A 12,130-nucleotide genomic window follows, 5' to 3' on the forward strand; every position below is an offset into this window, starting at 1 on the left:
TACAGTGATACAGATTTTCTTTGCGTTTTTGAAGGGAAAATTGGTCATCGAATTTGTGAAAAATCATATATTTTCGATGAAAAGACAAAAGAAATTCTAGTGCTTGACCAGTGACAAAATGAAAGGATGATGGTTATGGATCACCCCAGTCCCCAGTCCCCAGATAAGAATATCAGTCATGAAAATCAGTGCTAGGAGTTCTGTTTCTTAAACTCCTAGCAAACAGGAGGAAAGAAAATGTTAAACAAAAAAAACGACTCAAAAGAATTGGAATTAAAAAAACTTGCTCTCCTTTCAGAAAGAGAGCTATTCATGAATTTGCGAACTTCACTGAATGGACTTTCGGAAGAGGATGCTCAAAAACGATTGGCTGAATTTGGTCCCAATCGGATTGATGCAGAAAAACCAACTCCAGCATGGTTATTATTCTTTGGTGGTTTTAAAGATCCCTTTGTTTTAGTTTTAGCGTTATTGATGATTGTTTCTGCTGCTACCGGTGATTTTGAAGCGGCGATTGTTATGGGAATTATGATTTTAGCCAGCGTATTAATCACTTTTATTCAAGAATATCGCTCCCAAAAAGCTAGTTTGGCCCTCAAGGAAATGATCGAAAATACTTGTGGCGTCACACGAGAAGGAATCAAACGGGAAATACCGATGGATGAAGTCGTACCGGGAGATATTGTTACTTTGGCGACCGGTGATATGATTCCAGCAGATGCGATTTTAGTCTGGACGAAAGACCTTTTTGTGAATCAATCTTCATTGACAGGAGAATCTATGCCGGTAGAAAAATTTGTCGAGGCAGGAATCGACAAAGAACAAAATGTTTCAGCTTTAGACATGCAGGACCTGGTTTTTATGGGAACGGATGTCTTAAGTGGGCAAGGAATAGCCATTATTTTAAAGACCGGTCAGATGACCTTTTTCGGTGATATTGCCAAAAATGCTACCAAAAAAAAAGGAAAAACTGCTTTTGAAACAGGACTGACTCAGGTCAGCAAACTGTTATTGCGAATGGTGGCTGTATTATTTCCCGTCGTTTTTTTGATCAATGGTTTTACGAAAGGTGATTGGAGCTCGGCCTTCTTTTTTGCAATTGCGGTGGCTGTAGGATTGACGCCAGAAATGTTGCCGATGATTGTTACCAGCAATTTAGCAAAGGGCGCCTTGGCGCTTTCAAAGAAAAAAGTAATCGTCAAAGAATTACCAGCGATTCAAAATCTTGGTAGCATGGACGTTTTATGTACAGACAAAACCGGAACAATCACCGAAGATCGGGTGGTCTTAGTGGAACATCTCAATCCGTTAGGTCAAGAAAATCAACAAGTATTGGACATGGCTTTCTTGAATTCCAATTACCAAACCGGTTGGAAAAATTTGATGGATATCGCGGTAATCAACTATTATCAAGAGACGGATCGTACGTTGCCCTTTAATGAAGTAATTAAAATTGATGAGATTCCCTTTGATTTTTCTCGGCGACGAATGACCGCCGTGGTTAAAGCAGATGGGCATCAAATCATGGTAACAAAGGGTGCTGTTGAAGAGATGGAGCAAATTTGTCAATATGCAGAACTTGACGGCAAAACAATTCCTCTGACGGATGAACTGCGAAAACAAATGCGGAAAGTCAATATTCAAATGAATAAAAAAGGTATGCGGGTTCTGACAGTGGCAATCAAACGGGACGCTCATACAGCCGCGACCTATTCCATCGAAGATGAGCAAGACATGATTTTAATCGGTTTTGTCGGCTTCCTTGATCCAGCCAAGGCATCAGCAAAATCAGCAATTCAATCTCTGCATGCACACGGTGTCAACGTCAAGGTGCTGACTGGCGACAATCCTATCGTTGCCAAAAAAGTTTGCGAAGATGTTGGGATCGAAGTCAACAGGATTTTACTAGGCTCTGATATAGAAGAAATCAGCGAAAAAGAATTAGCTGAATTGGTGGAAAATACTAATCTTTTTGCTAAATTGAATCCTATGCAAAAATCACGAATCATTGCCAGTCTGCAAGAAAAAGGACATACCGTAGGCTTTATGGGGGATGGAATCAATGATGCTCCTGCACTACGAAAAGCAGATGTGGGAATATCTGTAGATACAGCGGCAGATATCACGAAGGATGCCAGTTCGATTATTCTTTTGGAAAAAAGTTTAAACGTTTTGGAAACAGGAGTCATTGAAGGTCGAAAAGTTTTTAATAATATGATGAAATACATCAAAAATACAATCAGTTCCAATTTTGGAAATGTATTCTCAATTTTAGTTGCCAGTGCTTTTCTCCCTTTTCTCCCAATGCTATCGATTCAGTTATTGGTGCAAAATCTGATTTACGATATGGCACAACTGACGATTCCTTGGGACAACGTGGATAAAGAAGAACTGCAAAAGCCTGTTCGCTGGGAGATTGGCAACCTGCTTCAATTTACACTTTTTATTGGTCCAGTCAGCAGTATCTTTGATATTTTAACGTATGTTGTGATGTGGTTTATTTTTAGCGGTAACACGCTTGCTGAACAAAGCCTTTTCCAAACCGGGTGGTTTATGGTCGGTCTAGTCAGTCAAACACTAGTGGTGCATATGCTGCGAACTAGAAAAGTTCCATTTTTTCAAAGTATGGCCTCGTTACCAGTGTTGGCAGCAAGTATGATAGCTATTGCCTTAGGAACTTTTGTCGTCTTATCTCCCCTTCGAGATGTTTTTGGTTTCGTTTTGCTTCCTGCAAGTTACTGGATTTGGTTTGTTGGAATTATCCTCAGTTACCTGCTGGTGGTCCAAATTGCTAAAAAAATCTATATCAAGAAAACAAATAATTGGATTTAATCATTTTTTTAAAATCTTTCGTCTTTTGGCGAAGGATTTTTTTGTGAAAGAAATCATTTTGAAAACTTCCCGAATATTTTTCACTAGAATCTGCTTAAAAAATACAAACTGTATGATATAACTTGAAAAACTGTATTAATATTTCTGTTCATGATTTCTCATACAGCAAGAAAAGTGAAAACGGTTGTGTAATTGTGATGTGTTTCACTAAAGCTTTGATGAAACTTGGGCTTTTTGAAAATTATTTAATTAAAACGATTGCATTTTACTTGTCTTTCTAGCAGAGAAATGATAGTTTAGTAATGTAAGTGATAAAAAAAGTGATACAGTTAATGTGGCTGTTTCACCCGACTAGAATTTCTAAGAGAGGAAAGTGTGACAAGATGGCAAAGAATCAAAAACAAATTGATTTCGAAAGTTTGTTAGAAAAAATCAATGCAGATTTTCCAACATTCCAAGCTTTGGACAAAGACGGCAATGTGGTGGATGAGGCATTAGTACCTGATTTATCTGATGAAAAACTAGTAGAATTAATGACTCAAATGGTTTGGTCACGTGTACTGGACCAACGCTCAACAGCACTCAACAGACAAGGACGGTTAGGTTTTTATGCTCCGACAGCCGGGCAAGAAGCCAGCCAATTAGCGAGTCATTTCGCATTTGAAAAAGAAGATCGACTATTCCCAGGGTATCGTGATGTTCCTCAACTTGTACAACATGGACTTCCATTAAAAGAAGCTTTCTTGTGGTCAAGAGGGCACGCTGCCGGAAACCTATACCCAGAAGATCTCCACGCAATGCCGCCACAAATTATCATCGGCGCACAATATGTGCAAGCAGCCGGCGTTGCTTTAGGATTGAAAAAACGTGGCAGTAAAAATGTTACATTTGTCTATACTGGTGATGGCGGTTCTTCCCAAGGTGATTTCTATGAAGCAATCAACTTCGCTGGCGCTTATCATGCAAATGCAGTATTCTTCATCCAAAACAACGGGTTTGCTATTTCAACCCCTCGTGAAAAACAAACTGCAGCAAAAACTTTGGCACAAAAAGCAGTAGCCGCTGGTATCCCAGGTATCCAAGTTGATGGGATGGACGCATTAGCTGTTTATACTGTATCAAAAGCCGCTCGTGAATGGGCAGCTAACGGAAATGGACCTGTTTTAATTGAAACATTGACTTACCGTTATGGTCCGCATACATTGTCAGGGGATGACCCAACCCGTTACCGTTCGAAAGAATTAGATGGCGAATGGCAACAAAAAGATCCATTGATCCGGATGCGTAAATATTTGACGGACAAAGGATTATGGTCTGAAGAAAAAGAAGAACAAGTAATCGAACAAACAAAAGAAGAAATCAAAGCTGCGATTGCAGAAGCCGATCGCGTACCAAAACAAAAAGTTTCAGATTTCTTGAAGAGTATGTTTGAAGTACAACCACAAAATATCAAAGAACAAATTGCAATCTATGAAGCGAAGGAGTCGAAATAGTCATGGCGCAAAAAACAATGATTCAAGCAATTACTGATGCCTTAGCTCTTGAAATAGAGAAAGACGAAAATGTTTTAGTATTTGGTGAAGACGTTGGGAAAAACGGCGGTGTTTTCCGGGCGACGGAAGGTCTGCAAGCTAAATTCGGCGAAGAACGCGTATTTGATACACCGTTGGCTGAATCTGGTATCGGCGGATTAGCCTTTGGTTTAGCATTAGAAGGCTATCGTCCAGTACCTGAAATCCAATTCTTTGGGTTTGTTTTTGAAGTAATGGATGAAATCGTAGGACAAATGGCTCGTACCCGCTATCGTATGGGTGCAACACGCAACTTGCCAATCACAATCCGTTCACCATTTGGTGGTGGCGTGCATACCCCTGAATTGCACTCAGATAACTTAGAAGGCTTGATTGCTCAATCACCAGGTATTCGGGTGGTTATTCCATCAAATCCTTACGATGCAAAAGGACTATTGATTGCATCCATTCGCAGCAATGATCCTGTTGTCTTTTTGGAACACATGAAACTATATCGTTCCTTCCGGGAAGAAGTGCCGGATGAAGCTTATGAAGTACCTTTGGACAAAGCAGCAGTAACTCGTGAAGGCTCCGATGTTTCAATCATTACTTATGGCGCAATGGTTCGTGAAGCAATCAAAGCTGCCGACAATTTAGCAAAAGAAAATATCAATGTGGAGATTATCGATTTGCGTACAGTTGCACCTTTAGACGTTGAAACGATTATCAAATCCGTTGAAAAAACCGGTCGTGTGGTTGTTGTTCAAGAAGCACAAAAACAAGCCGGCGTTGGTGCCCAAGTAGTATCAGAAATTTCTGAGCGGGCAGTATTGTCACTTCAAGCACCGATTGGTCGGGTTTCTGCACCAGATACGGTCTTCCCATTTGGTCAAGCTGAAAATATCTGGTTACCAAATGCGTCAGATATTGAAGCAAAAGTGAAAGAAATCGTGAATTTTTAATCAACGCTAATTAACTCAGAAGGGAAGAAAATAAAATGGCTTTTCAATTTAAATTACCAGACATTGGTGAAGGAATTGCAGAAGGTGAAATCGTAAAATGGTTTGTAAAACCAGGCGATACCATCAATGAAGATGACACATTATTAGAAGTACAAAATGATAAATCAGTAGAAGAAATCCCTTCTCCTGTCACAGGTACAGTAAAAAATATCGTCGTTCCAGAAGGTACCGTTGCAAATGTAGGGGATGTTCTTGTTGAAATCGATGCACCTGGTCATGAAGACAATGAAGGAGATGCCGGTGTAGCTGCACAAGAACAAACACCTGCACAACCAGCAGCAGTGCCAACAGAAAGTACTTCCGGTGGCGTCTATCAATTTAAATTGCCTGATATCGGTGAAGGAATCGCAGAAGGCGAAATCGTAAAATGGTTCGTTAAAGCCGGTGATACCATCAACGAAGATGACACATTATTAGAAGTACAAAATGATAAATCAGTAGAAGAAATTCCTTCTCCTGTTACAGGCACAGTGAAAAATATTGTTGTTCCAGAAGGCACCGTTGCAAACGTAGGCGATGTCCTTGTTGAAATCGATGCACCGGGACACAATAATGCTTCTGCTGCGGCCGCACCAGCAAGCGAAGAAAAAGCAGCAGCTCCAGCAGCAGCTAATGCTACCGTGGTTGAAGCAGCAGATCCAAACAAACGTGTATTGGCAATGCCTTCTGTTCGTCAATATGCCCGTGAAAAAGATGTTGATATTTCTCAAGTAACAGCATCAGGAAAAGGCGGACGTGTAACTAAAGAAGATGTTGATCAATTCTTGTCCGGCGGTGGAAAAGCTCCAGCAGCCGCACCAGCACAAAGCGTTTCAGCTTCTGCACAACCAGCGGCAGCTCCTGCGGCAAAACCAAAGGCATTTACTTCAAATCTAAGTGATTTGGAAACACGCGAAGCATTGACGCCGACTCGGAAAGCTATCGCAAAAGCAATGGTTACAAGCAAACACACAGCACCTCATGTTACATTGCATGATGATGTGGAAGTTTCTGCATTATGGGATCATCGTAAGAAATTCAAGGAAGTTGCTGCAGAAAATGGCACAAAATTAACTTTCTTACCTTATGTTGTAAAAGCTTTGACAGCGACAGTCAAAAAATTCCCTGTATTGAATGCATCTATTGATGATGCATCCCAAGAAGTTGTTTACAAACATTATTTCAATATTGGTATTGCAACGGATACAGATCATGGCTTATATGTACCAAATGTTAAGAACGCGGATCAAAAAGGAATGTTTGCGATTGCTGATGAAATCAATGATAAAGCAAAATTAGCTCATGATGGTAAATTAGCAGCAGATGATATGCGCAACGGAACAGTTACAATCAGTAATATTGGTTCTGTCGGCGGCGGCTGGTTCACTCCAGTTATCAACTACCCTGAAGTTGCGATCCTTGGCGTGGGAACTATTTCTCAACAACCAATCGTCAATGCAGAAGGAGAAATCGTTGTCGGTCGTGTAATGAAATTATCATTGAGTTTCGATCACCGAATCGTTGACGGCGCAACAGCTCAAAAAGCAATGAACAACATTAAACGTCTATTGGCTAACCCAGAATTAATGTTGATGGAAGGATGATAAACAAATGGTAGTTGGAGATTTTGCTATTGAATTAGATACAGTTGTAATCGGTGCGGGACCTGGCGGCTATGTAGCTGCCATCCGTGCTGCTGAAATGGGACAAAAAGTGGCAATCATTGAACGGGAATATATTGGCGGCGTTTGTTTAAACGTTGGTTGTATTCCTTCAAAAGCATTGATTTCTGCTGGTCATCATTACCAAGAATCTTTGGATTCATCATTGTTTGGCGTAACTAGCGAAAACGTTACGTTGGATTTTGCTAAAACACAAGAATGGAAACAAAATGGCGTTGTTAACAAATTAACCAGCGGTGTTGGCTTCCTATTGAAGAAACATAAAGTAGAAATTCTTGAAGGTGAAGCATTTTTTGTTGATGAACATACGTTGCGAGTAATGCATCCAGATTCAGCACAAACGTATTCTTTCAACAATGCAATTGTCGCAACAGGTTCTCGTCCAATCGAAATTCCTGGCTTTAAATTTGGCGGTCGTGTGTTAGATTCTACCGGCGGTCTGGCATTAAAAGAAGTTCCTAAGAAATTTGTTATCATCGGTGGCGGTGTTATCGGTGCAGAATTAGGCGGCGCGTATGCCAATCTTGGTTCAGAAGTAACAATTCTTGAAGGTACAGCTCAAATTTTGCCAACCTATGAAAAAGATATGGTTAAAATCGTTGAAGAAGAATTCAAGAAAAAAGGCATGAAAGTCATTACTAAAGCAATGGCGAAGGAAGCAATCGACAATGGTGACAGTGTGACCGTTAACTATGAAGTAGATGGCAAACAAGAATCTGTCACTGCTGATTATGTCATGGTTACTGTTGGGCGTCGTCCAAATACAAATGATCTTGGTTTGGAACAAGCAGGCGTTGAAATTGGTGAACGTGGCTTGATCCCAGTAGACAAACAAGGTCGGACGAATGTTTCGAATATCTTTGCAATCGGTGATATTGTTCCCGGTGCTGCCTTGGCTCACAAAGCCAGCTATGAAGCAAAAATTGCTGCAGAAGCAATTTCAGGTAAAAAAGTTGCTGTAGATTACAAAGCAATGCCAGCTGTTGCTTTTACTGATCCTGAATTAGCTTCTGTTGGGATGACGATTGCAGAAGCAAAAGAGGCCGGGTTGAATGCGAAAGCCTTCAAATTCCCATTCTCTGGTAATGGTCGTGCATTATCTCTAGGAAAAACTGAAGGATTCATTCGTTTGGTAACGACGGTTGATGACAATGTCTTAATTGGTGCACAGCTTGCTGGTGTCGGTGCAAGTGACATGGTCTCTGAATTAGCGTTAGCAATTGAATCTGGCATGAATGCCGAAGATATCGCATTGACGATCCATCCACACCCATCTTTAGGTGAAATCGTGATGGATGCTTCAGAACTTGCTTTAGGTATGCCAATCCATATCTAACCTAAATTTTAATAAAGGATTAGGAGCAGGTGAAAACCTGCTCTTTTTCTATATTTTTCGTCAGACTTTATGCTACACTAAGAATTGAATGTTTGAGGTGAGAAAAGATGCGGGAATATCAATATCCCCTTGATCTTGATTGGTCAACAGAAGAAATGGTGATCGTGATGGATATGTGGGAAAAACTGGAGCGCGCCAATGAAAAAGGGCTCAAAGCAGAAGTTTTTCTCCAAAGCTATCAAAAATTTAAGACCGTCGTCAAAAGTCTGGGAGAAGAACGGAAATTGGGACGCGAGTTTGAGAAGCTTTCGGGCTACTCGCTTTATCATACTCTCCAAGAGGCGAAAAAAGAACCCAATGGACAATTAAGAATGAAAGGTTGAATTTGTGATGGATGAAATGATTGACCAGATTAAAAGCTGGATTTACCAAGCTGGAGAAACGATCAAAGAAAATTTGAATGAGACAGTTTTGCAGGTGGAGACCAAGTCAAGTCGTAAAGATCTCGTGACTAATCTTGATAAAGCAACACAAGACTTTTTGACAGCCAAAATTTTAGCCTTTGATCCGGAGGCGAAAATTTTAGGAGAAGAAAATGGTCGCGATAAATTAATGGATTTGCAAGGCCGCGTATTTATTATCGATCCGATTGATGGAACCATGAACTTTGTCTTGGAACAAGAAAATTTTTGTATCATGGTAGCAGTCTATGAACAGGGCATCGGACGTTTTGGTTTTGTTTATAATGTCATGAAGGATGAATTTCTTTGGGGTGGTAAGGAAATCGGCGTTTTTTGTAATGACCGTAAAATCACACCACCAAAAAATTTAGCATTAAATGAAGGAATGGTTGGGATGAATACCAACTTGTATAAGCAAAATGCATTTAATTGTCAAAAAATCGGCGACATTGCTATGGGAGTGAGGATGTCTGGTTGTGCCGGTAAAGAATTGATCGGTATCGCTTTAGGCCGTCGCAATGGCTATATTTCTAATTTAGCACCTTGGGATTATGCACCGGGAGATGTCCTGCTGGAAGCATTAGGAATGAAATTTTCTGCCATTGATGGGGAACCTCTAAAGCTGGATGGTCGAGAACTTTTTCTGGCGGGAACTCCGGCAGCATATGAAGAAATGCGGGCAATTATTCAAGAGGCATAGTTTCACAAGCAAAAATAGCATGATGACAACCGTTTTTTCAAAAAAATGAAAACTTTTCACTATATTTCAGAAAGATATTCTGTTATAATTAGCCGTCGAGTGCTATTGAGGAGAACAAAGAAGGAGAAATTACATTGAAATTAAGAACAGATATTCGCAACGTTGCCATTATTGCCCACGTTGACCACGGGAAAACAACGCTAGTAGATGAATTGCTAAAACAATCAGATACCTTAGATAGTCATACCCAATTACAAGAACGGGCAATGGACTCCAATGCGATTGAAAAAGAACGTGGAATTACGATTTTAGCAAAAAATACAGCGGTTGAATATAAAGGAACAAAAATCAACATCATGGATACACCTGGACATGCGGACTTCGGTGGTGAAGTTGAACGGATCATGAAAATGGTTGATGGGGTAGTTCTTGTCGTTGATGCGTATGAAGGAACGATGCCACAAACTCGTTTTGTGTTGAAAAAAGCATTGGAACAACATTTAATACCAATCGTGGTTGTAAATAAAATTGATAAACCTTCTGCACGTCCTGAACATGTAGTTGACGAAGTGTTAGAACTATTTATCGAATTAGGTGCAGATGATGAACAATTAGAGTTTCCAGTGATTTATGCATCAGCAATTAATGGAACATCAAGTCTTTCTGATGATCCTGAAGCGCAAGAACACACAATGGAGCCTGTTTTTGATACAATCATCGAACACATTCCGGCACCGGTAGACAATAGTGAAGAACCTTTGCAATTCCAAGTTTCATTATTGGATTACAATGACTACGTTGGACGTATCGGTATTGGTCGTGTATTCCGTGGAACAATCCGTGTTGGGGACCAAGTAGCTTTGATGAAATTGGATGGCGAAGTGAAAAAATTCCGAGTAACAAAATTGTTTGGTTTCTTTGGCTTGAAACGCTTAGAAATTCAAGAAGCAAAAGCTGGGGATTTGATTGCCGTTTCAGGTATGGAAGATATTTTTGTTGGTGAAACAGTGACACCAGTCGATCATCAAGAAGCATTACCAATTCTGCATATTGATGAACCAACCCTACAAATGACCTTCTTAGTAAACAATTCACCTTTTGCTGGTCGTGAAGGTAAATTCGTAACAGCTCGTAAAATTGAAGAACGTTTGATGGCTCAGCTGCAAACAGATGTTTCTTTGCGAGTAGAAGCAATTGCTCCGGATGCATGGATTGTTTCTGGTCGTGGTGAATTGCATTTGTCGATCTTGATCGAAAATATGCGTCGTGAAGGTTATGAACTGCAAGTTTCTCGCCCAGAAGTTATTGAACGAGAAGTTGACGGTGTGAAATGTGAACCTTTTGAACGAGTACAAATCGATACACCGGAAGAATACATGGGATCAGTTATTGAATCTCTTGGGATGCGTAAAGCTGAAATGCAAGATATGATCCATACAGGAAATGGACAAGTACGGTTGATTTTCTTGGCACCAGCTCGTGGATTGATTGGTTATACGACAGAATTTCTTTCAATGACTCGTGGTTATGGAATCATGCACCACACCTTTGATCAGTACCTTCCAATGTTGCAAGGACAAATTGGCGGACGACGCCAAGGTGCCTTGGTATCTATTGATACAGGAAAAGCAACAATGTATTCCATCATGAGTACGGAAGAACGGGGAACCGTTTTTGTTGAACCAGGTACGGAAGTTTATGAAGGAATGATCGTTGGCGAAAATTCTCGGGATAATGACTTAACTGTCAATATTACAAAAGCGAAGCAAATGACCAACGTTCGTTCAGCAAATAAGGACCAAACTTCTGTAATCAAGAAACCACGGATTTTGACATTAGAAGAATCATTGGAATTCTTGAATGACGATGAATACTGTGAAGTGACTCCTGAAAGTATTCGTTTACGGAAACAAATCCTAAACAAAAACGAACGGGAAAAAGCGTCGAAAAAGAAAAAAATGGTAAGTGATTTATAGAATGGTTAGAAACGTCGAGATGAGAAATCATTTCGACGTTTTTTTGTGGAAAACTTCATAGGTTTTTGAATGAGAAACCGTGATTCTAATGGAAAAAACTTTTAAAAGATTTTAATAAGGCAGAAATATTCTGTTTGAATGTTTCATATTCTATTGATGTTTCACGGCGGAGGGTGATTAAAAAGTTGAAAATCGATAAATTAGAAAAATCGTTCGGCTTTTTCGTGAATTTACAGAAAAATCTAGTAAAGCTTTCTTTCCAGCTATCCAAAATATTTTGTAGATATGCTATAATGATGAAACAAAAGAGGGGGTTCGGTGCAAAATGGAATCTATTTCTCCAGAGTTTGCTCTAGATGTTTTAAAACAAGATGCCGACCGTATCAAACGGTTAATTCGTGATCAAAAAAATAGTTTGTGTATTTCTCAATGCAAAGCCTTTGAAGAAGTTGTCGACACGCAGATGTATGGTCTTTCTCGTCAAGTTGCTTACGCAATTCGTTTAGGGATTGTTTCTAAAGAAGCGGGGCATCAATTATTAAGTGATGTTGAACGGGATTTAAATATTTTATACAGCGAAGTGTATGAAAAACAAGCAAAAAACAGTGAATCCGGCAAGGAGGTTTAACAC

General features: G+C 39.9%; 9 protein-coding genes. All 9 read left to right on the top strand.

What is annotated here, in order from left to right:
* Positions 1-237 precede the first annotated feature (237 nt).
* The 9 genes from mgtA (at position 238) to FFM66_RS05845 (ending at position 12,127) form a co-directional block, all read left to right on the top strand.
* On the top strand, positions 238-2,832 hold the full coding sequence (mgtA, locus tag FFM66_RS05805; protein ID WP_137605290.1) for a magnesium-translocating P-type ATPase: 2,595 nt from the start codon (positions 238-240) through the stop codon (positions 2,830-2,832).
* 383 nt (positions 2,833-3,215) lie between these two features.
* Positions 3,216-4,325, top strand: coding sequence for a pyruvate dehydrogenase (acetyl-transferring) E1 component subunit alpha (pdhA, locus tag FFM66_RS05810; protein WP_048605089.1), 1,110 nt, complete (start codon positions 3,216-3,218; stop codon positions 4,323-4,325).
* 2 nt (positions 4,326-4,327) lie between these two features.
* On the top strand, positions 4,328-5,305 hold the full coding sequence (locus tag FFM66_RS05815; protein ID WP_048605090.1) for an alpha-ketoacid dehydrogenase subunit beta: 978 nt from the start codon (positions 4,328-4,330) through the stop codon (positions 5,303-5,305).
* 35 nt (positions 5,306-5,340) lie between these two features.
* Entirely contained in the window at positions 5,341-6,948 is a 1,608-nt protein-coding gene (locus FFM66_RS05820; protein ID WP_137605291.1) for a dihydrolipoyllysine-residue acetyltransferase, read from the top strand.
* A gap of 7 nt (positions 6,949-6,955) precedes the next feature.
* Positions 6,956-8,362, top strand: a complete 1,407-nt coding sequence (gene lpdA / locus FFM66_RS05825; protein WP_048605092.1) for a dihydrolipoyl dehydrogenase — start codon at positions 6,956-6,958, stop codon at positions 8,360-8,362.
* Between the two features lie 107 nt (positions 8,363-8,469).
* The gene (locus FFM66_RS05830; protein WP_048605093.1) at positions 8,470-8,745 is read left to right on the top strand and encodes a UPF0223 family protein; all 276 of its coding nucleotides are present in this window, start codon (positions 8,470-8,472) and stop codon (positions 8,743-8,745) included.
* A 7-nt stretch (positions 8,746-8,752) separates the two neighbouring features.
* Entirely contained in the window at positions 8,753-9,523 is a 771-nt protein-coding gene (locus FFM66_RS05835) for an inositol monophosphatase family protein (RefSeq protein ID WP_137605292.1), read from the top strand.
* A gap of 134 nt (positions 9,524-9,657) precedes the next feature.
* Positions 9,658-11,499, top strand: a complete 1,842-nt coding sequence (gene typA / locus FFM66_RS05840; protein WP_048605095.1) for a translational GTPase TypA — start codon at positions 9,658-9,660, stop codon at positions 11,497-11,499.
* Positions 11,500-11,824: 325 nt separating this feature from the next.
* Positions 11,825-12,127, top strand: a complete 303-nt coding sequence (locus FFM66_RS05845; RefSeq protein WP_048605096.1) for an Fpa/YlaN family protein — start codon at positions 11,825-11,827, stop codon at positions 12,125-12,127.
* Positions 12,128-12,130 lie beyond the last annotated feature (3 nt).

The organism is Enterococcus songbeiensis, from assembly GCF_005405265.1.
Lineage (GTDB): Bacteria > Bacillota > Bacilli > Lactobacillales > Enterococcaceae > Enterococcus_C > Enterococcus_C songbeiensis.

What these genes read in the sequence shown, in the direction of transcription:
- mgtA (WP_137605290.1), top strand. Translation starts at nt 238, where the DNA reads ATGTTAAACAAAAAAAACGACTCAAAAGAATTGGAATTAAAAAAACTT.
- FFM66_RS05820 (WP_137605291.1), top strand. Translation starts at nt 5,341, where the DNA reads ATGGCTTTTCAATTTAAATTACCAGACATTGGTGAAGGAATTGCAGAA.
- FFM66_RS05835 (WP_137605292.1), top strand. Translation starts at nt 8,753, where the DNA reads ATGGATGAAATGATTGACCAGATTAAAAGCTGGATTTACCAAGCTGGA.
- FFM66_RS05815 (WP_048605090.1), top strand. Translation starts at nt 4,328, where the DNA reads ATGGCGCAAAAAACAATGATTCAAGCAATTACTGATGCCTTAGCTCTT.
- pdhA (WP_048605089.1), top strand. Translation starts at nt 3,216, where the DNA reads ATGGCAAAGAATCAAAAACAAATTGATTTCGAAAGTTTGTTAGAAAAA.
- FFM66_RS05830 (WP_048605093.1), top strand. Translation starts at nt 8,470, where the DNA reads ATGCGGGAATATCAATATCCCCTTGATCTTGATTGGTCAACAGAAGAA.
- FFM66_RS05845 (WP_048605096.1), top strand. Translation starts at nt 11,825, where the DNA reads ATGGAATCTATTTCTCCAGAGTTTGCTCTAGATGTTTTAAAACAAGAT.
- lpdA (WP_048605092.1), top strand. Translation starts at nt 6,956, where the DNA reads ATGGTAGTTGGAGATTTTGCTATTGAATTAGATACAGTTGTAATCGGT.